At 65.2% G+C, this 22,923-nt stretch carries 20 protein-coding genes; 11 read left to right on the top strand and 9 right to left on the bottom strand.

The features are described from left to right. Positions 1-7: 7 nt before the first annotated feature. Both ACOGJC_RS11970 and ACOGJC_RS11965 read right to left on the bottom strand, forming a co-directional pair. Entirely contained in the window at positions 8-817 is an 810-nt protein-coding gene (locus ACOGJC_RS11970; protein ID WP_419845227.1) for an ABC transporter permease, read from the bottom strand. Next, the gene (locus ACOGJC_RS11965) at positions 814-1,755 is read right to left on the bottom strand and encodes an ATP-binding cassette domain-containing protein (protein ID WP_419845226.1); all 942 of its coding nucleotides are present in this window, start codon (positions 1,753-1,755) and stop codon (positions 814-816) included. Before ACOGJC_RS11965 ends, ACOGJC_RS11970 begins: the two co-directional genes overlap by 4 nt. 17 nt (positions 1,756-1,772) lie before the next feature. Here ACOGJC_RS11965 and ACOGJC_RS11960 point away from each other — a divergent pair, with 17 nt between their 5' ends. Together ACOGJC_RS11960 and ACOGJC_RS11955 are read left to right on the top strand one after the other, a co-directional pair. Next, positions 1,773-2,516 (top strand): crotonase/enoyl-CoA hydratase family protein, encoded by a 744-nt coding sequence (locus tag ACOGJC_RS11960; protein ID WP_419845225.1) that lies wholly within the window; start codon positions 1,773-1,775, stop codon positions 2,514-2,516. 34 nt (positions 2,517-2,550) lie between these two features. Next, entirely contained in the window at positions 2,551-3,348 is a 798-nt protein-coding gene (locus ACOGJC_RS11955) for a maleylpyruvate isomerase family mycothiol-dependent enzyme (RefSeq protein ID WP_419845224.1), read from the top strand. A gap of 7 nt (positions 3,349-3,355) precedes the next feature. Here ACOGJC_RS11955 and ACOGJC_RS11950 read toward each other — a convergent pair whose 3' ends face one another. Genes ACOGJC_RS11950 through ACOGJC_RS11940 form a run of 3 tightly spaced genes read right to left on the bottom strand, consistent with a single transcriptional unit; the run spans position 3,356 to position 8,023 of the window. After that, positions 3,356-5,197: a flippase activity-associated protein Agl23 gene (locus ACOGJC_RS11950; protein WP_419845223.1), complete on the bottom strand. Its 1,842-nt coding sequence runs from the start codon at positions 5,195-5,197 to the stop codon at positions 3,356-3,358. 12 nt (positions 5,198-5,209) lie between these two features. Further along, positions 5,210-7,132, bottom strand: a complete 1,923-nt coding sequence (locus ACOGJC_RS11945) for a hypothetical protein (protein WP_419845222.1) — start codon at positions 7,130-7,132, stop codon at positions 5,210-5,212. A 12-nt stretch (positions 7,133-7,144) separates the two neighbouring features. Next, positions 7,145-8,023, bottom strand: coding sequence for a transglycosylase family protein (locus ACOGJC_RS11940; RefSeq protein WP_419845221.1), 879 nt, complete (start codon positions 8,021-8,023; stop codon positions 7,145-7,147). 119 nt (positions 8,024-8,142) lie between these two features. On the opposite strand from ACOGJC_RS11940, the gene ACOGJC_RS11935 reads away from it, so the two are divergent. Beyond that, the gene (locus ACOGJC_RS11935; RefSeq protein ID WP_419845220.1) at positions 8,143-9,141 is read left to right on the top strand and encodes a ferrochelatase; all 999 of its coding nucleotides are present in this window, start codon (positions 8,143-8,145) and stop codon (positions 9,139-9,141) included. Positions 9,142-9,147: 6 nt separating this feature from the next. Here ACOGJC_RS11935 and ACOGJC_RS11930 read toward each other — a convergent pair whose 3' ends face one another. Both ACOGJC_RS11930 and ACOGJC_RS11925 read right to left on the bottom strand, forming a co-directional pair. Next, on the bottom strand, positions 9,148-9,831 hold the full coding sequence (locus ACOGJC_RS11930) for a TIGR00266 family protein (RefSeq protein WP_419845219.1): 684 nt from the start codon (positions 9,829-9,831) through the stop codon (positions 9,148-9,150). A gap of 64 nt (positions 9,832-9,895) precedes the next feature. Further along, a complete protein-coding gene (locus tag ACOGJC_RS11925; protein ID WP_419845218.1) occupies positions 9,896-11,464 on the bottom strand; it encodes a long-chain-fatty-acid--CoA ligase in 1,569 nt (522 codons plus the stop codon). A 54-nt stretch (positions 11,465-11,518) separates the two neighbouring features. On the opposite strand from ACOGJC_RS11925, the gene ACOGJC_RS11920 reads away from it, so the two are divergent. From ACOGJC_RS11920 to ACOGJC_RS11895, 6 genes are all read left to right on the top strand, one after another. Beyond that, positions 11,519-12,007: a nuclear transport factor 2 family protein gene (locus ACOGJC_RS11920; protein ID WP_419845217.1), complete on the top strand. Its 489-nt coding sequence runs from the start codon at positions 11,519-11,521 to the stop codon at positions 12,005-12,007. After that, on the top strand, positions 12,000-12,932 hold the full coding sequence (locus ACOGJC_RS11915; RefSeq protein ID WP_419845216.1) for an SDR family NAD(P)-dependent oxidoreductase: 933 nt from the start codon (positions 12,000-12,002) through the stop codon (positions 12,930-12,932). The genes ACOGJC_RS11920 and ACOGJC_RS11915 overlap by 8 nt, the downstream gene beginning before the upstream one ends. Further along, positions 12,929-13,681, top strand: coding sequence for a glycosyltransferase family 2 protein (locus ACOGJC_RS11910; RefSeq protein ID WP_419845215.1), 753 nt, complete (start codon positions 12,929-12,931; stop codon positions 13,679-13,681). The genes ACOGJC_RS11915 and ACOGJC_RS11910 overlap by 4 nt, the downstream gene beginning before the upstream one ends. 145 nt (positions 13,682-13,826) lie before the next feature. After that, the gene (locus tag ACOGJC_RS11905) at positions 13,827-16,214 is read left to right on the top strand and encodes a DNA gyrase/topoisomerase IV subunit A (RefSeq protein WP_419845214.1); all 2,388 of its coding nucleotides are present in this window, start codon (positions 13,827-13,829) and stop codon (positions 16,212-16,214) included. Beyond that, positions 16,208-18,292, top strand: a complete 2,085-nt coding sequence (locus ACOGJC_RS11900) for a DNA gyrase/topoisomerase IV subunit B (RefSeq protein WP_419845213.1) — start codon at positions 16,208-16,210, stop codon at positions 18,290-18,292. The genes ACOGJC_RS11905 and ACOGJC_RS11900 overlap by 7 nt, the downstream gene beginning before the upstream one ends. Before the next feature lie 29 nt (positions 18,293-18,321). Continuing rightward, a complete protein-coding gene (locus tag ACOGJC_RS11895) occupies positions 18,322-19,242 on the top strand; it encodes a RecB family exonuclease (RefSeq protein WP_419845212.1) in 921 nt (306 codons plus the stop codon). Here ACOGJC_RS11895 and ACOGJC_RS11890 read toward each other — a convergent pair. Next, positions 19,239-20,438 (bottom strand): phosphotransferase, encoded by a 1,200-nt coding sequence (locus tag ACOGJC_RS11890; protein WP_419845211.1) that lies wholly within the window; start codon positions 20,436-20,438, stop codon positions 19,239-19,241. The two genes, ACOGJC_RS11895 and ACOGJC_RS11890, sit on opposite strands and share 4 nt — an antisense overlap. Before the next feature lie 60 nt (positions 20,439-20,498). Here ACOGJC_RS11890 and ACOGJC_RS11885 point away from each other — a divergent pair, with 60 nt between their 5' ends. Then, complete coding sequence (locus ACOGJC_RS11885) at positions 20,499-21,104, top strand: class I SAM-dependent methyltransferase (RefSeq protein WP_419845210.1); 606 nt, start codon at positions 20,499-20,501, stop codon at positions 21,102-21,104. 39 nt (positions 21,105-21,143) lie between these two features. Here the strand turns inward: ACOGJC_RS11885 and ACOGJC_RS11880 are convergent, their stop codons facing one another. After that, complete coding sequence (locus ACOGJC_RS11880; RefSeq protein WP_419845209.1) at positions 21,144-21,560, bottom strand: hypothetical protein; 417 nt, start codon at positions 21,558-21,560, stop codon at positions 21,144-21,146. A gap of 141 nt (positions 21,561-21,701) precedes the next feature. Between ACOGJC_RS11880 and ACOGJC_RS11875 the strand changes: the two genes are divergently transcribed. Beyond that, positions 21,702-21,938, top strand: coding sequence for a CopG family transcriptional regulator (locus ACOGJC_RS11875; protein ID WP_419845208.1), 237 nt, complete (start codon positions 21,702-21,704; stop codon positions 21,936-21,938). Positions 21,939-22,923: the final 985 nt, after the last annotated feature.

Genomic DNA, 22,923 nt, shown 5'->3' with positions numbered 1-22,923 from the left:
CGGCAAATCAGCCGCGGCGGATTCGGCCTCGCAGTGACCGGAAGGCCAGTGATTGGGCCACGAGCCCTACTACGGCGATGGCCAGCAGCGCCCTCCCCAACGCCCAGCCGTCCCAGCCTGAGAACAGCGAGCGCATTCCCTCCAGGGCATAGGTCATCGGGTTGAACCAGGTGATAGCGGCCAGCCAGTCGGTCATCACCTCACGGCTCACCCAGGCGGTGGTCAGGAACATGAACGGGAAGAACAACAAGAAGCTGGAGTTGACCGCCCCCGGATTCCCAGTGCGCAGCGCGATGGCGTAAGGGAAGCCGGTGAAGGCCAGCCCCCACAGCGCGCCGAACAGCACAAATACCAATAGGCCCAGCACTCCCGTCGCTCCGAAGCTCACCCCGATGGCGAAGCCCAGCGCGATTACTGGTATGGCCATCACAACGAACAGCGTGAAGTCGGCCACCATCAGCCCCAGCAACAGGGCATAGCGGTTCACCGGCGTCATCAGCAGCCGGTCGAAGTAGCCGTCGGAAATATCGATCACCAGGGAGTTGGCCCGAGACATCCCGGTAACCGCAGTCATGATGGCCACCGGAAGCTGGAAGGCCTTGTAGTCGATGTCGGAGACCACGTCGCCAGCCAGGTTCTGGATGGCCCCGATGGTGACCAGCAGGAAGAAGAGAGGGATCAGCATGGCGGGGATGATCGCCTCCAGATCACGGGGCAAGAGCCGTAGCGCGCGACTCGATACCGAGGCCATGTCGCTGAAGAAACCCGACGGGCGGGCCCTGATCAGGTCAGGGGCGGCTAGGGCAGCTTGGCTCATTCCTCAACCTCGATTCGGGCTCCGGTCAGCTCCAAGAACACATCGTCGAGCGTGGTGGGGTGAATGGACAGGTCGGTCACCACCACGCCGGCAGCCGACAGTGCCACTGCCACCGGGCTGATAACCGAGGCCCCGTCGCCGGTGGCGGCGCTCACCTCATTGCCGTACACCTCGATGTGGCTGATCCCGGACACCGTTCCAATGGCCCGGGCAGCCGCTTCGGGATCCCCCTCTACTCGGGCCACCACAACATCAGAGCCCACAGTGCGCTTGAGCTCGTCGGGAGTGCCCTCGGCCACCAGGCGGCCCTCATTCAAAATGCCCACCCGGTGGGTCAGCGCGTCAGCCTCCTCCAGATACTGGGTGGTGAGGAAGATGGTCATGCCCAAGTCGCGGTTCAACTCGCGAATCTGCTCCCACACCACCGCCCGGCTAATGGGGTCGAGGCCGGTGGTGGGTTCGTCCAAGAACAGCACCTCGGGGTTGTGCATCAGCGCGGCAGCCAAATCCAAACGGCGCTTCATGCCTCCCGAGTAGGTGGACACCCGCCGATCAATGGCGTCCATCTCCAACAAGGGGGCCAGTTCCTCAATGCGGGTGGCGATGTCTGGCCGCTCCAAGCCGTAGTAGCGACCTTGCAGCATCAGCGTTTCCCGGCCGGTGAGCTTGCCGTCGAGAGCAGCATCTTGAAGGGCCACGCCGATGCTGAGCCGCACCAGATCGCCTTGCTGGGCCACGTCGTAGCCCGCCACCGATGCCGATCCCGCGGTCAACGACGCCAGGGTGCACAGCATTCGCACCACAGTGGACTTGCCCGCGCCGTTGGGCCCCAAGAATCCGTAAACCTCTCCGGAGGCAACCTCCAGATCGAGCGAGTCAACCGCCACCACTTCGCCATAGGTTCGGCGCAATCCACGAGCGGAAATGGCAGCCGACACGACTAATGATGCTACCGATGAGCACCGCGATATTCTCATCGCCCATGTCCGAAACATCGTGCCCATCGGTCAGCTACGAGCTGACCGGCGACGTCGCCGTCATACGCCTCGACGACGGCAAAGTCAACGTCTTGACCCACGAAGTGATCGCCGCCCAGCACGACTGCCTGAACCGGGCCGAGCAAGAGGCCAAAGCGGTGGTGATGGCGGGCCGGCCCGGTAAGTTCACCGCCGGATTCGACCTGAAGGTGATGCAATCGGGCCCCGAGGCAGCCAGAGACTTGTTCCGGGCGGGCATGGACTTGTTCGTGCGGCTCTACGAGTTCCCCATCCCCGTAGTGGCCGCCTGCACCGGCCACGCCTTTGCCGCCGGGGCCATCTGGCTCATGAGCTGCGATGTGCGCATCGGCGCCGACACGCCCACCAAGGTCGGGCTCAACGAGACAGCCATCGGGATGGTGCTGCCCACGTCGGTGGTCACCTTGGCCCGCGACCGACTGTCGCCTCGCCACGTGCACTCGTCGGTGCTGCTGGCCCGGCTTTACTCCCCGGCCGAAGCGGTCGACGTCGGCTATTTGGACTGGGTGGTGCCCGAAGACGAGTTGGAGCATGCGGCCATGAGCGAAGCCGCCGGATTGGCCGAGGGCCTTGCCCTGAAAGCCTTCGCTGGCACCAGGCGGGTGATCCGGGGGCCGGTGGCCACATCGGTACGGGAGATGCTCGACCAAGACACCCGCTCGTTCACTGTCGGGTTGACGTGATGGGCGACTGCTCGAAATCGAGAGGACAGCAAACATGAGCGATCCAGTTGTCGAACTGCTCGAAGCGGTGTGGGATTCCATCGCCCAGCTTGGCGCCGACTTGAGCGATGACCAGTGGGACACCCCCACCGAGTGCCCCGGCTGGTCGGTGCGCGATCAGGTGAGCCACATCGTCGGCCTTGAGCGGATGCTGGCCGGAGAGGCTGCTGAACCCCCCGCCACCGAGGGCGGCCTCGAGGGCATCGCCGCCTTCAACGAGGGCCAAATCGCCCCCCGCCGGTCGCGGCCCGGCTCAGAGGTGCTGGCCGAGATGAACGACGTCTGCGCCCAACGGCTGGAGATGCTGCGGGAATTGCCCGATGAGAAATGGGACGAGGTGGGCTTCACCCCCATCGGCGATGCCCCGTACCGGACGTTTATGCACATACGGGTGTTCGACTGTTGGGCCCACGAGCAGGACATGCGCCGGGCGTTGGACATTCCCGGCCACTTGAGCGGCCCGGTGGTCCAGCATTGCTTGGACTGGCATGCCCGCAACATGGGTTATGTGGTGGGCAAGAAGGCCGGCGCCCCCGAGGGCAGCACGGTGGTGTTCGCCATCGACGGCGACGCCGATGGCCCCCGAGGTGTAGCGGTTGCCGACGGCCGGGCCAAGCCCTCAGCACCGGCCGAAAACCCCACCGTGACGGTACACACCGACGTGGACACCTACAACGCGCTGTGCTGCGGCCGGACCGATCCGGCCGGTGCGCTGGCCGCGGGACTGGTAACCGTGGCCGGCGACAGTGATCTGGGCGAACGGGTCGTTTTGGCCTTGCCCTACGTGTCCTGAGGGCGAACTAGCTCCCGCCCATTCGAGCCTCTAGGGCAAGGGCCCGAGGACTCACTGAGAGGTCGAAGTCGGTACTGCCCAGAGTGCCCTCGTTCCACACCTCCCGGTCCATCAGCCAGTTGCCCCAACCCGAGAACCAGCCGTCGTGATACGACTCGAATTGGGGTGCCCACCAGTCCCGCAGTGGCATTCGGGTCGTCTGGTGGTCGGCCAGATCGGGAGCAGCCCCGGCGATGCCGCTCTCGGGAAGGGCGAGAACGAAATCAGCAGAGGTGTGTTGCGCCGAAGCGCGGTCGGTCCATTGGCGCCCCTCGTAGTCGCGGAAGTACCACAGGTTGGGCACCGAGATGGCGGTGTCCACCGCGACGGTCACCGGCGCCTCGCCAACGGACTTGCTGTACTCATTGAGCGCCTCGATGCGGTGCACGGTGTCGACGTAGTCATGGGTGGTGTGAACCTGGGTCAACAGCTCCCGCGGGTCGCGTTGGTTCACATAGTTGGATCTCCAGGAGACGAACAGCGTGCTGGCCAACAGCCCGGCCAGAACCACCCAAACCGGGACCATCCACGCCCTTCTCCTCGCCCGCCACAGCACCTGGACGCCGTAGCCGGCCAAAAAGGCCATCGGCACCACAATGTGTAGAGCCAGCCAGGGGAACCGCTCGCTGGCCCAGGAGTACGAGAACCAACTGGCCACCGCAGTCCACACCATGAACTGGCCGACAAATGTGGGATTGCGGAACACGTGAACCGTGCCGATCACCGCGAGGATGCACACCAAGTACTCGTAGAGCCCGATGGTGTACAGGTAGTAGTGCCACGGCTCGCTGCCCCGGTTGGTGTCCTGTTCGCCCCGCCAGTAGGTGATGCCCTCGGTGAAGCCGTCCAAAAAGCCCGCTGAATTAGTGAAGAAGACCGTGAACCACAGGGCGAAGAAGAACAGGAACACCACCGCGGCCAGCGCCCATCCCCACCAGGGCACGCCCCGAGCGGCCCGCACCACCGGCAGATCCCAAATCTGGGCCGGGCTGGCCTGCATGAGGATGACCATCGCCATGAGCACCCCGTAGACGCCCAGAGTGACGAAGACCTCCGCCTCGTAGTAGGCGCTGACCCCGAAGGCGATGCCCATGGGCACCAGTCCGGCCGGCAGCATCCACGACCACCTGGCGAACCTGCCGGGCCTATTGGCGCGGCCCTCGCCGTTCCGTTGAGCGGCCTGCTCGGCCAACAAGGCCAAGAAGAAGCCCCCGAAGATGAACACGACGATGAATGTGGTCTCTTTGACTGCGAAGCCCGCGGCCAGCAAGAACCCGAAGAGGGCGGGCAACAAGAGCCGAGGGCGGTCCAACAACCGCACGACAACCACCATCATGGCCAGCGTGATGAACGCGGTTAGCGAATCTTCTCGGCCCAGTCGGGTCATGTAAAGGGCGATGGGGCTGAATGCCAGCACCGCCGAAGCACCCAGGGTCACCGCCGGTCCGAGCGACCGGCGCAGGAACCACGGCAGCACGATCAGCCCCACCCCGGCCAAAACGGCCACCATGCGGGCGGTGGTGTGCGACTCCCCGAACACCCAGAAGAACGCCGCCGTCAGATAGAAGCGCAGCGGCCCGTGGTACACGGGGTCGTACCCCTCGAAGGTGCCCTCTAGGAACTGCCACGAGTACCAGGCATCGATGCTCTCGTCATGGTGCAGTGGACGCTCGGCCAATTCCACCAGCCGCAGCACCAGCCCGGCCACGGCCATCGCCCCCACGGCTATGGCCAGCGACGTCTCCGGCCGACGGCGCCAGAGTTCCGCCGGTCTCCAGCCCTCCAGAGGGACGTCTCGCTCGCGGGTCATGGATCGCATTGGTCAGTTCACTTCGTAGACGGTGTAGCTGCCCTGGGCAAAGACTGGGGTGCCTCGGGCCGCCCAGAACTGCTCGCTGACCCCGACCCGTCGCTCGATCGGGCCGACCACCACATAGTCCACCCCGTAATCATCCAACAGGTTCTCGGTCCCTTCTAAGCCGCCCAGCATGGTGCGGGCCGTATGTTGGCGGGAATGCCAGTCGGTGACCCCGAGGTCGTTGATCCAGCCGCCAAATCCCACCACCGTCTGGCGTCCGCTGAGCGCCGGCACCGGATGGGTGTGCTCAAAGCCGATCAGAAAAACGCTGTCGGGCGGTGTGTTGTCCCGGACCCACTCTCCCGCAGCCACCCCGTCGCCCGAGGCAATGGGGTGGGGCCACACGTTCACTTCGGGGTCGACCGCCTTCCAGATGTCCAGCGCGCCCGCGAAAGTGAGGGTGAAGAACAGCGCGACCGCCGCCACTATCCCGAGCCATCCGATCGAGGCCAGCCGAACCAGCACGGCGGCAACCAACAGCGACCCCAGGAGAATCACCGGGACGAACCAGTGGGTGTTGTTCCAGGGATGCGATGGGGCCACCCGCACGAAGTTGGGCACGATAAGCCAAAGCCACACCGGGATCGATCCCCACAGCACAACTCGGGGCATTGTGCGCCACCAAAGCTGAGCCGCCAGCATCAGCAACAGGAACACCCCGGCATTTCGCCACCAGAACTCGAACGGGTTGTCGTGGTCGACGGAGTAGCTGGGCGGCTGCATCCAGGGGCCGTCTACCCAGGTCTCCCACACGATCTCAGTATTGAGCGGCTTGATCCACAGTGCGGCGGGCAGCGAGAAGGCCAACGCGGGCAAGGCGAACAACAGCCACTTCCAGCGGTGGGCCAGCACCGCCCAGATCAGGCCTAATCCCAGTGCCATCCCAAATGAGTACACGTGGAATATCGGCATCAGCCCGACAATCACCCCAACAGCGGCGAACAGCCGGCGAGATCCCGACTTGTGGGCCTCGCGCATGAGCACCACGACGATCAACAGCAGGGAGAACCCGGCCAGGGTCGGTCGCTGGGGGAAGAGGTTCCCAGTGACCGCGTTCTCCATCAAGATGTTGCCGGCATGGTGGCGGGTGTAGTCGGTGGGCAGATCCCAGATGATGCTCCAACCCCCGTCGGCCACATCGCCGAAGAAGCGGAGCCAGCCCAGCCCGCCGAACAGGGTGAATACCAACACCGCCGTCACCCCCACTGCTCGGCTGGAGAACAGCCTCACTCCCACCAGGTACAGCACAGGCACAAAGGCAAACGCCAGATAGCCCGACGACACCTCCAACCCGCCGAAGGCGCTCAAACCGGCCCGGTCGAGCATGGCGGCGAAGAAGTCGATGCCGAAGTGATAGGGCAGCCGGTCGACGCCGAAGGCAGTGGGCAGCTCGGGTGGGAAGTTCTCGGCGTGGGCGAACGACGAGGCATAGGTCAGATGGGCCTGCCAGTCGGTCCACGAAGAGAGGTGGCCGGCCAGCACGCCCCCTGAGCCGCCGGGAAGGTAGGCCTGGTTCAAAATCCAGGTAGTGATCGCCCAGGCCGGGGCGGTCAGTATGAGAAGGGGCGCCGGGTTCTCCGGGCGGGAGATGGGCCGCATCAGCCGGCGCCGGAAATCGCGGCACTCGGCACCGATCTGCCGGATGCCCGTCCACCAACCGGTGGCCGAGATCGCGGTGGCCACCAGAGCGGCTGCCACGATTACCGGTCCGGTTAACCGGCCGACAGCCCAGGCCGCGGCATAGCCCACCAGGGTGACCGCCATGAAGCCGATCACCGCGCCATAGGCCACCCGCTCCTCGATGCGAAGCTTCAGCCCGGTGAGATAGGTGAGGCCGATGCCCACCAGCACACAGTCAGCGAGGAGCAGCGCCACCCACAGCTTCATCAGGTCAAGAAACTAGTTCCGGGGCAAGAATCGGCCGCAGTAGTCCCGGGGCCAGGGCTGGTCGCCCCTTCGGGCGTAGAGCAGGCGGGCTCGGGCATCTTGCTCTTCGGGCGGGGCATGGGCCGGATTGCCGGTACCGCCCACGGTCCTCCACGTTCGGGGCTCGAATTGGTACGCGCCGTAGAACAGGCCGTTGGCGCTCTCGGCGGTGTAGTTATCGGTGGACTCGCAAAAGCGGAGGTTGTACCAGTGCCGTTCGGTGGGTGGGATGAACCCATTCTGCGCCATCTCGCGGTCGGCCATGTCGTTGATCTCCGCGATGTACACCACCCACTCGGCCGCTTCCACCGACTGATCCGCATCGAACAGGCGGCTGTTCAAATAGGGGATGGTGTCGTTGAGCCGCCCAATTCGGGCCCCGGTTCGATCCCGCTCTCCCGACACATCGTCCACTGCGTCCAAGGCCTGATCAATGAGTTCGGAAACCTCCGACAGCAGTGCTTTCCGCCACAGGGCATCGGTGGCCTCTGACACCCCCAGAATGAAGGCAAAGTCCTCTACGTCGCCCCCCGATATGTACTCCTGCACAACCAGTCTCTCGGCCTCGTCCATGAGGAGCTGCTGGCCGGTATCGGTGTTGTGGAGTTTGTCGAGCCGGGCCAATTCGAGGTGGAGCTCGTCCATCGTGCGGTCCATGGCCATCTGAACGGACTCGCGGACCCCCAAGGCCAATTCCAAGTCCTCTTGGGCCCGTTCCAGATCTCGCCACGCCGGTATCGCCGACTCGACCGCGACCGGCTGCGCGGGGTCGTCACCGCTGTCGGACTGTCCGAGCGCGACTCCGCCGGCGGCCACCAAGGCGGCGGCCACCACCACTAAAAGAACCGTCAAGCGACTGCGTTCTCGAGCCCGCAAACCCTCTCCCCAGTTCGGCTACCCTCAAAACGGGTTTACCGCACTATCGCTTTGGGCGGCAAAACCCCCTACTCGCCCCCAAAAGCCTACCGATCATGCCCACTACTCCTTCAAACGACCCTGGCCCTTCAAACGACCCTGTCCAGCCCGGAGCGGCCGCCGAAATCGACGCGATCCTGATCGTCTCCTTCGGCGGGCCGGAGGGACCCGACGACGTGATGCCGTTTCTGCGCAACGTGACCCGGGGGCGGGGCGTCGGTGACGAGCGATTAGCCGCAGTGGCCGAGCACTACCACCTGTTCGGCGGGGTCAGCCCCATCAACCAGTGCAACCGCGATTTGATCGCCGCCTTGGCCGATGAGCTTTCTCATCGCGGGGTAGAACTCCCGGTGTACTGGGGCAACCGGAACTGGTCGCCCTTGCTGGGTGACACGGTGGCCCAGATGCGCGACGACGGCATCTCTCGGGCAATGGGATTCGTAACTTCGGCGTTCGGCTCGTACTCGGGCTGCCGCCAGTACGCCGAGGACATCGAACAGGCTCGGGCCGCGGTCGGCCCCGACGCGCCGGTGGTGCACAAGCTGCCGCCGTTCTGGGACCAGGAGGGATTCTTGTCGGCCGTGGCCGACCATCTGGCCGCGGCCCGCCAAACCGAGCCGACCGCCCCCGTGTTGTTCACCGCCCACAGCATTCCCGACACCATGGCGGCCACCGCCCCCTATGTGGCCCAACTCAACGAGGCCTGCCGACGGGTGACGGCCCGCACCGGAACGAGCCAATGGTCGCTGGCCTATCAGAGCCGCAGCGGCCCGCCCCAGGTTCCCTGGCTCGAACCGGACATCGGCAGCGAGCTGGATCGGCTGGCCGTTGGCGGAGCCGACGCGGTGACCGTGGTGCCCATCGGCTTCGTGGCCGACCACATGGAGGTGGTCTACGACCTCGACATCGAGGCCCGCCAGCACGCCGACATGCTCGGACTGCGGTTCACCCGAGTCCCCACTGTGGGCACCCACCCCGCGTTCGTCGAGATGATCGCCGATCTCGTGCTGGGCCCTGTGCCGACGCCCTGCCCGGCCGACTGCTGCCTGCGGTAACTGGAACTACTCGCGAGAACCGATCTCGGTGTTGATCCAGGCGATGAGCTGGGCCTGGTTGCGAGTCTGGGTCAATATGTCGCCGGGGCCGCTGAAGTGGAACACAAAACCCTCGCCCGACTTCATCGACTGGATCGAGCGGCCCTCCACGGCCCGGCGGAGCTCGTAGCTCACGGTGTCGGGGAAGGCCAGCATGTGGCTGGTGTCCACCACCACCGTCTCGCCCGCCGCCAGCGAGATCACGTCGATCGCCCCATAGGAGGCCACCACCACGTTGCCGGTGCCGGTGGCGTGGGCCATGAACCCGCCCTCGCCGCCGACCAGCGACTTGAAACCGCCCCACTTGGTGTCCATCACCACCGAGGCGTCGGAGGCCAGCCAGTTGCCCCGCTCGATGATCCATGATTGCGACCCGTCCAGCTCGATCACCCGGAGGTCGCCGGGCAGCTTGGCGGCCACATCCACCCAGCCGCCTTCCGCGGGAGCGGTGTAGGTGGACACGAACAGCGACTCTCCGCCCAAAACGCTCCGCTTGAGCCCCTTGAGCATTCCGCCCTCCACCTTGGCCTCCAGCGACATCCCGGAGGAATGGGCCGACATGGCACCTGCCTCGACTTTGACTTGCTCGCCCCCGCTCAGGGCGCACCGGGCGACCGCAAAGCTGGGGGCATGACGAATATCTACCTGCATGGGTGGGAGCCTACCCACCGTTTTTCGCCAACTGGTGGCGGTCTTGGGCGATTTCTCTTGGCCGCTACCCGATGTTTTTATCCTGGCCTTCCCAGTACGGTGCCCGCAGCTCCCGCTTGAGCACCTTCATGGCCCCGGACAGGGGCAGGGGCTCAGCCCGGAACTCCACCGACTTGGGCACCTTGTAGCCCGCGATGGTCTGGCGGGCGTGCTCGCAGACCTCCTCTTCGGTCAGCTCGTGGTCGGGCGTGGGAACCACCACGGCGTGGACTGCCTCCCCCCATACCGGGTCGGGAATCCCGATCACCGCCACCTGGGCCACGCCGGGATGGGTGGAGATGGCGCTCTCGACCTCGGAGGAGTACACGTTTTCGCCGCCCGAGACGATCATGTCCTTCACCCGGTCGACCAAGAACAGATAGCCGTCTTCGTCGAGGTAGCCAGCATCGCCGGTGTGGTACCAGCCATCCCGGAACACCTCGGCGGTGGCCTCGGGCTTGTTCCAGTACTCCCGCATGTAGTTGCCGCCCCGGGCGCACACCTCGCCGATCTCGCCGGAGGGCAGCACGTTGCCGTCCTCGTCCTGGATGCACAGGTTCACGCCGAGCACCGAGCGGCCCACCGACCGCAGCCGAGGGCCGCCGGCCGCATGGTCTTCAGCCGAGAGAAACGTGAGCACCGACGAGCATTCGGTCATGCCGTAGCCCTGGAGCAGGTTCACACCGGGCAAGTGCTCCAGCAGATGGCTCAAGATGGCCTCGGGCATCGGAGAGGCGCCGTACACCAGCTCTCGCAGCGAAGCCAGCCGCTCGGGCCGGTATTCGGGGTGTTGGATGCACAGGCCGATCATGGTGGGCACCATCACCGTTTGGGTGATGCCCTCGGCCTCGATGAGGTTCATCACCCCGGCGGGATCGAAGGCGGGAATGGTCACCATCTTGGAGCCGGCAGCCGGAATCACCAGCAAGCTGGCCATGGACGCGGCGTGGAACAGCGGCGTCTGGCTCAAGAACACGTCGTCGTCTCTCGTGCCTCCTAGCCCGATGGCCACGTGGTACACGTTGAGCATCTCGGCCCGCTGCTGGAGCAGCACCCCCTTGGGCAAACCGGTGGTGCCGCCGGTGTACATGAGCACCACCGGGTCTTCTTCTTCGGGCTCAGGCGGCGTGGTATTGGCGCCGGCGGCCACCAGATCTTCGTAGGCCACATCGTGGGGCGCATCGCCTGAGCCGATGAGCACCACTTGGCGGATTGGGTTGTCGTCTGCCGCCTCCATGGCCTGGGCAAACAGCCCGGCGAAGAAGGCGTCTACAAAGACCACCTCGGTGCCCGAGTCCCGCACGATGTACTCCAGCTCCGGGCCGGCCAGCCGCAAGTTCAGCGGGTTCACAATCCCGGCACCCAGGTAGCAGGCGTGGTACAGCTCCAGGTAGGACGCGCTGTTGAGGGCCATGATGGCCACCCGGTCGCCCTTCTTCACCCCGAGCTCGCTGCCCATGGCATTGGCCAGCCGAGTAACCCGCTCGCCGTGGGTGGCGAAGTCGGTCCGGTAGGCACCGTCGACGATTGCCTCTCTGTTGGCGTACCGTTCCACTGCCGGGTAGAACAGCCGGTGATAGATCAGCTCTTTCATGAGCGCAACCGTAGCGCGACGCAGAGTGGGCCGGAGCGGGTCGAAGGAGGCGAAATGGACGTCGAAACCACAGTGCGATGGCTGAAGGATCGGGAGTTGATCAAAGAAGTTCCCCAGCGGTACGCCCGGGGAATCGACCGCATCGACTTCGACCTGGTGCGGTCGAGTTTCCACCCCGACTGCCAGATCTCCGGGACGGTGATCTCCGGAGATCTCGACCCCTATCTCGACTGGACCGAGAAAGAGCTGCACAAGTTCGAGGCCACCCTGCACTTCATGGGCAACCAGTACATCGATCTCGAAGAGGGCGCGGATGAGGGCCACATAGAGACCTGGGCGGTGGCCTACCACATGCGCCCGGAGGACTCGGACGTGGGCGATCTCATCTTGGGCCTGCACTACTGCGACGACGTGGCCCGCTTCGACGACGGCTGGCTCATCACCGCCCGCACCGCCCGCCCCCAATGGGCCCGCGGCGCCTTCCCCGCACCTCCCGAAGAGCTGAAAAGCGACTGGCACGACGTGGAGATCCGCCATGTCTGAACGACCAGTGGCGTTTGTGACCGGGGCTAGCCGGGGGATTGGGAAGTCTTGCTCGGTGCATTTGGCCCGGGCGGGGTTTGATGTGGCGGTGTCGGCTCGCACCGTGCAGGAGGGCGAGCAGCGGGAGCACTCGTCCACGGTGAGGCGGTCGGACACCTCGCCGCTGCCCGGCAGCCTGTCGGCTACCGCCGCGGTGGTGGCCGAGGCCGGGGGCGATGCCCTGATTGTGGCGGCCGACTTGTTGGACTTCGACTCTTTGGAGGCTGCGGCAGCAACGGTGTTGGAGCGCTGGGGGCGGGTGGATGTGGTGGTGAACAACGGGCGCTATATCGGGCCCGGCCACATGGACCGCCTGCTCGACACCCCGATTGAGCTGCTCGACCACCACCTGAAGGCCAACTGCCTGGCCCCGCTGGTGCTCATCAAGGCGCTTTTGCCCCAGATGATTGAGCGGGGTAGCGGCACGCTGGTGAACATCACCTCGGCCGCGGGTTATGCCGATCCCACCGAAGCGGCGGGCGACGGGGGCTGGGGCATGGGCTACGGCATCAGCAAGGGCGCCTTTCACCGGGTGGCCGGGTTCTTGGCCGCGGAGCACGGCGACCAGGGCATCAACACCTTCAACGTGCAGCCGGGCTACATCTCCACCGAGCGCATCGCCCAAGACATGGCCCAGTTCGGCTTCGAGGACACCGGCCAGCCCGCCGATGTGATCGGCGCAGTGGTGGCCTGGCTGGCCACCGACCCCGAGGCTGCGGAGTTGAACGGCGCCAACATCGAGGCCCAGTTCTTCTGCCACGAGCGGGGCTTGTTGCCCGGTTGGGCCGGTCCCGAACCCAACACCGCGGCCATCCGCTACGACCTGAGCGGCGCCATCTTGGCCGAGAAGGAAGCGCAGCTTCTGGCCCAGAGCACCCAAGAGTGACCGACCAGGGAGCGGTCGGCACCGGAGCGGCCGACCGGCTTGAGTTGTGCGCGGTCATGCCGGTGTACAACGAGGAGGAAATCGTCGGGTCGGTGGCGGAGAGCTGGCTCGGGGTGCTCGACGGCCTGGGCATCGACTACGAGCTGGTGGCCATCGTGGACGGGGCCACCGACGCCAGCGAGCAGGTACTTCGGGCGGTGGCCGAGAGCCATCGGCGGCTCGTGGTGGACGTCAAGCCCAACAGCGGCCACGGGCCTACCATCTTGCGGGGCTACCGACGGGGGGTGACGACCGCCGATTGGGTGTTCCAGACCGACTCCGACGACGAGATGCACGCGGCTTCATTCGGTGAGCTGTGGGAGATTCGCCACGATGTGGACGGGGTGATCGGCATCCGCACCAGCCGGAACCAATCGCCCGGGCGGCGGGCGATCAGCCGGCTGGCCCGGCTCACCGCCCGAGTGGCGTTCGGCTGCCGTATGGCCGACGTGAACTGCCCCTACCGGCTGATGCGCTCGTCGGCGCTGGCCCCGCTGCTGGCCCCCATCCCCGACGACACCTTCGCCCCCAACGTGGTGCTCTCAGGAATGCTGGCCCGATCGGGCGCCCGCCTGGCCGAGGTGCCGGTGCCTCACCGAGACCGCACCACCGGAGCGGTTTCCATACTGGGCTGGCGGGCGCTTCGGGCCGCCGTGCGCTCCTTCGGGCAGACGGTGCGCCTCAGCCGCACTCGTATTCCGAAAATTTGAACAAATTGCTTGGTTGATCTGCCTGATTGACCCCTAATCGTCACTGCTGGCGGGTACCTTCTAATCAGGGGTAAAACCCGAACTTCCCCCTACAAAATCCGCTAAGGGAACCATGCCCCCACAATCACAGCTAACGCTCGACAGCGTGTCGGATGATCGCGACACGGATGTCGATTTCGCCCGTGAGATCGTGCCTGTCCCGGTGGCCGACGAGATGTCGGAGTCGTTTCTGGCCTACTCCCTGTCGGTCATCACCTCCCGGGCCATACCCGATGCCCGCGACGGCCTGAAACCGGTGCAGCGCCGCATTCTCTACTCCATGCTCAACATGGGGATCCGCCCCGACGGGCCCCATCGCAAGAGTGCCCGGGTGGTGGGCGACACCATGGGCAAGTACCACCCACACGGCGATGCCGCCATCTACGACGCCCTCGTGAGGCTGGCCCAGGAGTTCTCCCGGCCCATCACCCTGGTCGACCCCCACGGCAACTTCGGAACCCTCGACGACCCCCCGGCCGCCCCCCGCTACACCGAGTGCCGTCTGGCCGACGCGGCCATGGAGATGCTGGCCGAGATCGACGAGGACACCGTGGAGCACCGGCCGACCTACGACGGCGACAGCACCGAGCCCGAGTGCCTGCCGGGGCGGCTGCCCAACCTGCTGGTGAACGGCACCACCGGGATCGCGGTGGGCATGGCCACCAACATGGCCCCCCACAACCTGCGGGAGGTGGCTGCGGCCATCCGGCTGGTGATGACCAAGCGCCGGCCCAAGCCTGCCATCGACGAGCTGTTGAAGGCGCTGCCCGGCCCCGACTTCCCCTCTGGGGGCCTGGCCATCGACTCCGAGGAGGGCGGGCTGCGCCAGATCTACGAGAGCGGGCGGGGCTCGATCCGCGTCCAGGCCAAGATGACGCCGGTGAAGCTCACCCGTAGCCGCAAGGGCATCGAGGTCACCGAGTTGCCCTACATGGTCGGGCCCGAGAAGGTGGTGAAGCGCATCAACGACCTGATCGTCGACGGCAAGCTGCCCGGCATCCACGACGCCCGCAACCTGTCGGACCGCCACCACGGTCTGCGCATACTCATCGAGTGCGAGCCACACATAGAGCCCGAGAAGCTGTACTACGACCTGTTCCGGCTCACCCCGCTGGAGGAGACCTTCGCGGTCAACAACGTGGTGCTGGTGGGCGGCGTGCCCACCACCGTGGGCCTCTACGACCTGTGCCGCCACTACATCGACCATCGCCTCGATGTGGTGGTGCGGCGCACCCGGTATCGCCTGGGCCGGGCCCGAGACCGCCACCACATCTTGGAGGGGCTGATCACCGCGCTCGACAACATCGACGAGGTGGTGGCCATCATCCGAAGCTCAGATGATGCCACCGAGGCCCGGCAGCGATTGCAGGACGCCTTGGACCTGACCGAGGTTCAGGCCGCCCACATCCTGGACATGCAGCTTCGGCGACTCACCGCGCTGGAGAAGCAGAAGATCATCGACGAGCGCGACGAGCTGCTCGCCTTGATCGACGATCTGGAGAAGCTGCTGGGCTCCGAACAGCGCCAGCGCACCCTGGTGCTGAAGGAACTGGACGAGCTGGTCGAGCAATTCGGGCAGGACCGCCGAACCGAGATCGTGGCCCACCAAGACGCCCCGGTGTACGAGGCCACTCCGGTAGAAGAGCTGACCCCGAAGGCCGAGGGGCCGTGTGTGATCACTTTGTCCACCACCGGCATCGTGGGCCGGGCTTCGGTCGGGGGGCGGCGGCGGTCCCAGTTCGGGCGCCACGATTTGTTGACCGCATCGGTGGAGGCCGGTCTCGGCGACGCGGTGCTGGCCGTCACCTCGGGGGGCCGGATCATCGCCTCGACCGTTTCGGCCCTCCCCGAAGTCACGGGCCGCAGCCGGGGCGCGGGGGCGTCTGAGGTTTTCGGGACCATTCGCAGCGAGGGGGTGCTGACCCTCGTTCTGCCGGGCAGCGATCCCTTGGTTCTGGTCACCGCCTCGGGCACGGTCAAGCGAGTCGACCTGTCCGACGCCGACAAGGGCCGGGCGACCAAACAAGTCATCAAGCTGAAGCCCAACGACAAGGTGGTGGCCGCCTTCTGCGCGCCGGAAACCGCCGAGATGGTGCTGGTCAGCGCCGACGGCCGTGCGCTGCGCGCTCCACTCGATTCGGTCCCAGTCCAGGGGCGGGGGGCATCGGGGGTCAGGGGCATGAAGCTCAAAAATGGCGACCGGATCATCGCCGCCGCCGGTGTGGTGGGCGACGAGGCCGTGATTTTGGTGGATGCAAGCGGTTCGGTGGACATCACCCCGGTAACTGACATTCCAGCCACCGGACGGGACGGAGTCGGTACCCAGCTGGGCGGAGGGGAGCGGCTGGCCATGGCCGTGGTGACGCTCCCAGCCGATCTTCTGGCCGAAGTGGACGACAACGGCAAGCCGGCCAAAGCCCCTGTGCCGTTCCCCTTGGAAAATGGCGACGCCGGCCACGCGGCGGTCTTGAGCGTGGGGATGCCCCGATGGTGACGCAGGCCACCCGCGCCCGGGGCAAGAATGGCGACTTGTTCACCCCTCCCAACGGGGGAAACGGCAACGGTAGCTATGAAGCGGCCGACATCGTCACCCTGGAGGGGTTGGAGGCCGTTCGCAAGCGCCCCGGCATGTATATCGGGGGCACCGGGAGCGACGGTCTCATGCATTTGGTGTGGGAGCTGATCGACAACGGGGTGGACGAGGCCGGGGCCGGATTCGCCACCCGCATCGATGTGACCCTCCATGCCGACGGCTCGATAGAGGTCAGCGACAACGGGCGGGGCATCCCTATCGACCTCCACCCGACCAAGAAGGTCTCGGCGCTCGAGGTGGTGCTCACCGAACTGCACTCCGGCGGCAAGTTCGGCGGCGGGGTGTACGGCGCCTCGGGAGGCCTGCACGGTGTGGGCGCCTCGGTGGTCAACGCCCTGTCGACTCGGCTCCGGGCCGAAGTGGACCGTGACGGCGCGACCAGGCAGCTTTGGTTCGTCAAGCAGAAGGCCGGCCAGCTCGACGGCGACAAGTTCACCAAGGGCCACAAGCTCCGCCGGGTGCGCTCCACCCGCAAGACCGGCACCCGCATCCGTTTCTGGCCCGATCGGGACATGTTCGACCCCGACGCGGCGGTGGATTTCGAGACCATCCGCCAGCGGGCCCAGCAGGCCTGCTTTTTGGTGCCCGGCCTGCGGATCAGAGTGGAGGACAAGCGCCGGGGCTACGACAACGAGCCGGTGGATTTGATCTCCCACGGGGGACTGACCGATCTGGTGGGCCATCTATCGGCTTCAGAGGCGGTGACCGAGGTCATCTCCATACCCGGAGAAGACGAGTTCGAAGAGAAGGTTCCGGTGGACGGGGCCATGACGGTGGTCACCCGGCAATGCCAGGTGGATATCGCCATGCGCTGGGTGAAGGGCTACGACGCCAAGGTGGTCACCTTCGTCAACACCATCCCCACTCCCCACGGCGGAACCCACCTCACCGGCTTTGAGCGGGCCTTGACCCGAGCGGTGAACGACAGCCTGCTGGCCGACTCCAAGAAGCTGGCCCGCCTGGCCAAGCAGGGCAATGACCGGGCCCAGCGAGAAGACGTGCAGGAGGGTCTGGTGGCCGCGGTCAAAGTCACCCTGCCCGAGCCTCAGTTCCGGGGCCAGACCAAACAGGAGCTGGGCACGCCGCCGGTGCAGTCCATCGTCTACAACGTGCTCAAAGACGGATTGGAGAGCTGGTTCCAAACCGGCCCCAAGAGCCATGTGAACGCCTTGCAGTCCAAGATCGCCGATGCGGTGGTGAGCCGGGTGTCGGCCCGCCAGACCCTGGAGAACAAGCGCCGGGCGGCGTCGCTGGGCTCCACCGGAATGCCCGACAAGCTGGCCGACTGCCGGGTCCACGGCCCGGAGTCCGAGCTCATCCTGGTGGAGGGCGACTCGGCCGCCGGGCCGGCCAAGGCCGGGCGCAATGCCGAGAACATGGCCATCCTGCCCCTGCGGGGAAAGGTGGTGAACGCGGCCAAGTCTTCGGTGAAGCAGGTGCTGGACAACGCCGAGGCCCAGGCCCTGTTCACCGCAATGGGGGCCGGCTCCGGCGAGGACTTCGAGATCGACAAGGCCCGGTACGGGCGCATCGTGATTCTGTGCGACGCCGATGTGGACGGCAGCCATATCCGCTGCCTCCTGCTCACCCTCATCCACCGGTTCATGCGCCCGATGCTGGAAGCAGGCCAGGTTTATGCCGCCCAGCCCCCGCTGTATACCGCCAAGGTGGGCGACCAGACCCACCGGGCGTGGTCCGACGCCGAGCGGGACGAGATCACCGCCGAGCTGGCCAAGGGCAACCGCAAGGCCGAGAACATCCGGTGGTCCCGCTTCAAGGGGCTGGGCGAGATGGACACCGACGAACTGGCCGAGTGCGCCCTCGACCCCGAAACCCGCACCCTGCGCCAGCTCACCCTCGACGACGCCAAGACCGCGGAGGAGATGTTCGAGACCCTGATGGGCTCCGATGTGAGCCGCCGCAAGGACTTTCTCATCGCCCACAGCGAGCTGGTCGACCGCGACGCCCTGGACTACTGACCTTCAAGAGAAAAATCGGGTAAACAGACATGACCATGACCGAACCCGCCGAACAGGCCGAGTCGGCTGAAGAGCCCACTGGCGACAAGCTCTTGGAGATTCCCGAACGCTACGTGCCCAAGTATCTGTCTCCCTCCAGCGCGTCGTCGTTTCGGGAGTGCGCCCGTCGGTGGAAGTTCCGCTACGTCGACCGCCTGCCCGACCCGCCCGGCGAGGCCGCGGTTACCGGCACCTTCGCCCACATGGTGCTGGAGAAGCTGATGCAGGAGCCGGTGGAGAACCGCACCGTGGACCGGGCCAAGAAACTGGCCCGCGAACTGTGGCCCAAGATGGAGAACCACCGCGACTACCAGGGCCTTGAGTTGGACGAACGGGGCGGTTTGGACTTCCGCAAGAACGGCTGGCGGGCCATCGAGGGGCTCTGGGACCTGGAAGACCCCCGCGAGGTCAATGTCGCATCTACCGAGCAAGACGTAAGGGTTGAGATCAACGGGGTCCCATTCCGGGGCATCATCGACAGGGTTGATGAAACCGAGGGGGGTTTGGTGGTCACCGACTACAAGTCGGGCAAGGCCCCCTCCGAGCGGTTCTCATCCAACTACGCCACCCAGATGCTCCTCTACGCCGCCGCGCTGACAGAGTTGGAGGGCCGCAAACCCGCCAAAGCCCAACTTCTCTACCTGGGCCAGAAGGTGGTCGAGGTGGAGGTCACCAACGAGAACCTCACCGAGGCCGTCGATGAGCTGCGGACCACCTGGTTGGCCATCATGGAGAGCTGCATCTCTCTGGAGTTCGAGGCCTCTGCCGGCCCGCTGTGCGGCTGGTGCCCCTTCGTGGCGCAATGTCCGGAGGGCACTGAGGAGGTGCTCCACCGCGACAAGATCGGCAAGCTGCGATCCGACGCCCCCGCATTAGAGCGGATCGCCCAAGCCGAGAAGGCCGGCGACTAGATCCGGGCCAGCCGGGTTCCTGCGAGACGGCCCATGGCTGGCCGCATGAGCGCTTCATCCCGCTGGGCGGCTCTGACCCAGTAGTGGGCCGCCTCGGCGTCATCATCCATGTCGAAGCGGACCCGGTCGCGACGATCTTGGTCGGCCAGCGTCGGTCCAATGCGGTCCACCATGTCCAGGTATCGCACCAGCCGGGCCACCGATTTGGCCCGGGCCGCGGCGTATCCGCCCAGCGCAGGGGTGATCACCGTGCGCAGGTCGTCGAGCACCGCCCCGAAGACCGCGCTGGATTCAGTATCAGACGGCTCAGGTATCTCGACCGGCTCCGGCACCACCTCGAGGGCCTCGCACAGCAGTTCCGCGGTCACCCGGCGGTGGAGGGTGGAGAAGAGCATGCCCATGCCCAAATCCCCCCCGGCCGCCCCAGCCACCCCAAGTCCGATCAAGTTGCGAACTTGGCAGGCCAGCTGCCAGTAGCGCACTCTCTCGGCGTCCACCGGGCCGTCGTACCACCCGAAGGCCGTGTCGATGTCCACAAACGGAGTGAGCATGGCCCGCACCGTGATCCAGGCCAGATCCTCCATGGGATCGCCCACATGGGCCAGCTCCCAATCGCACAGCCCGGTCACCCGGCGGCCGTCGTGCATCACATTGCCCGGCCCTAAGTCGCCGTGAACCAGCACCGCCCTTTCCGGGGGGCCGGGCGCCATATCGACCAATTGGCGCAAACCCAGTTCGATCAGCGGATCTGACTCCGGGCAATGCTCCCCATAGAGCTGAGCCCACACCGCGAGATCATCATGAGCCAGATCAGCAGGCGGCTCAAGAGCATGAAGGACATTGACCTGCTCCATGAAGTCCCGGGCCAAAGAAGGATCGTCCAACGAACCCGGCGTTCCCTCCACGAAATCCAAGAGCACCGACTTCCCATCGGGACTGACACCGCAGAATCCGGCCGCCCTTACCGGCTTGTCGCTCAGCCACTGATAGGCCCGAGCCTCTCGAGCCAGGTCGTAACCCACCGCGGAGAGCGCCGAGCTTCCCGCATCCATCCGCAAGAACCGCCGCCCCCCGTCATCCAGGGTCACCACCCACGCCTGGCGGGAAGCACCCCCCGGAATGCGAACCGCATCAGCGACCCCTCGCCCACAGCACTCTTCCACCCAGGTCAACAGCTCGCGATCCAATTCGCTCACTCACCCAGGCTAAGCCTCTCCGTCGCCTGCCGCGCATTGTGCGTCTACGCTCAGCACCTCGTGTTCCCACCGGGCTTCTTTGATCGGGCTGATCCCAGCCCCGACCACTTCTTCTACTCACCACCCCGTTTGGTCACCCACATTGACGACCAGGCCATCGCCGCGGTCGGCGCTCTATACCGCGAGTTGGGGCTCACCGGAGAGGTGCTCGATCTGATGTCGTCGTGGATCTCGCACTTCATCGACCCCCCAGACCGGCTAGTGGCCCTCGGAATGAACGAGGTCGAGCTGGCTGCCAATCCGCAGGCCCACGAGTGGCTCATTCACGACCTCAACGAGATCCCGCGACTCCCCTTCGACGACAATTCCTTCGGCTCCGCCACCTGCTGCGTCTCGGTGGACTACCTGACTCAGCCGGTAGAGGTGTTCACCGACGTGGCCCGTGTCCTGCGCCCCGGCGGCCTGTTCGTGGTCACGTTCTCCAATCGGTGCTTCCCCACCAAAGCCATCCGAGGCTGGCTCTACGCCGACGACGCCGGGCACATGGAGATAGTCCGACGCTACTTCGAAGCCGCCGAAGGATGGGGAGAGCCAGTAATCCAGCAGTGCATCCCCCCGGGAGTCTCCGGCGACCCCCTCTACGCCGTGTACGCCGAAGCCAGCTGACCGCCTACGGACGGACCCCGCTGCTCACCCGGAGGGAGGCTACGTCAGCCCGATGCCGAGCATCGTGCCCCAGATCGTCAACATGAACCCCGACATGATGAACACCATCGTCCGGGTCAGCCTGGCCATCTGAAGCGCGATCTCACCTCGGTGCTCCGCGATCTCGCCCCGCATACTCTCGAATCCGGCTTCCATCTTGTGCTCTAGGCCGTCCATTTTGTGCTCTAGGCCGTCGATTCGGGTGTGAACCCTGGCGAACTCGGCGTCGACTTGGGCGAATTTGCCGTTCATTTCGGTGCGGATCCGGTCTTCGCTCGCTTTGACGTCGTCTTTGGTGGCGAGCTGTTCCCAGCGCACAGGGGGCAGACTGTCGATCAACGTTTTTGCCTCCTCCTCACCCAGCACCTCGCTCAAACGGCTCAGCAACGCCAAACGCCTCGTCTCATCCACAAGCATACTCAGCCTCTCCCATCAAGAAATCTCAAAGGAGGACCGAAACACCGCCCACACGTGGTGACCACCACCCTACCGACACCAACGACACCCAACAACGAAAACCACCTTGTAATCGAGCTTGCGACGCATCATGTTGTCCATATGAGGACAACTCTGACCCTCGACGACGATCTCGCTGCAGCCCTCAAGCAGCGGGCCCGCCAACTGGAACAGCCGTTCGACCAAGTTGTCAACGACACGCTGCGATATGGCCTCTCCCTCGGGATCCCCAGCCCTCTGCCCACCTACCGCGTGGAGCCTCATCACAGCGGGTTTCGACCGGGCATCGACCCGACCCGAATGAACCAGATCAACGACGTCCCCAAACCGACGAATTGATTCCGCAAGACCCACAGTGATCGTCTCCGAGCCATCTCGCCCACGCCCATCTAGCCCGCCCCTGACTCGACAAGAATCGGAGATCTTGTCACTCATTCAGTGGAGATTCTGTACTGCACTTACTCGATATTCTGTAATTTAGGGACTGGACAAACCGTAATCTCCTCCCTCCGCCACTGGACCATCCGCCTACCGCCGCAACGACGGCATCGCAGACATCCCCACAGCCCTCCACGGCCCCGTGAGTCCTTATAGTGCCCTGATCGACCTCCGCCGTGGTCAGCGCCGCAGCCCAAGGGCGAAGAGGCCAGTTCCAGGAGTGGCTGTGGGCTGGGCTATTGTGCGGCGATGGTTTGGAGCGCTGGCAGAGCTGTTCGGCGGGTTGGGTTGGCTCTGGTGCTTGGATTGGTGGTCGGAGGACTGGCCCTCACCACTGCGTCAACCGCTTCGGCCCAAACCCTCCAAGACATAGAAGTCCGCGACAAATTGATCGCTGATCAAGAGGCTCTACTGAATACCTATCGGTGCATGTTCAGCGTGGACACCCAGGTAGTGCCCGGCGGCTGCTCTAACGGCTCCCCTGCTTTACCGCCGCAAGACCCCGGTCAATTCTCCGGTACTCCCACAGTCCGGGATATAGCAGTTCGCGATCAATTGATTACAGATCAAGAAGCACTATTGAACATATACCGCTGCCAATTCAGTATAGATACCGAACTTGTTCCGGCTGGATGCCAAACCCATGGCACCCAGCCGGAACCGGACGGCACGGTAGAGCCGACGCCCGTCATCCCCGAGAATCTCGGTCCAGTTCCCCCCAATCAGGAAGCTTGGGCTGAAAGACTGAGGGTCGGGGAATTCATAGCTGCCTGCGGTTACTGGGAAGGAACGTTCCGGCAATGCCACAATCATCCGGAAGACACGAACGAAGTAGAGCGACTTCTGAGTGAGCTATATGGTTGCGAGTGGAGTTTGCAGGAGCGAG

The organism is Candidatus Poriferisocius sp. (genome assembly GCF_965204015.1).
Taxonomy (GTDB): domain Bacteria; phylum Actinomycetota; class Acidimicrobiia; order Acidimicrobiales; family Bin134; genus Poriferisocius.
The sequence above is the reverse complement of the archived record's forward strand: the minus strand, read 5'-3'. Positions and strand labels throughout refer to the sequence as shown.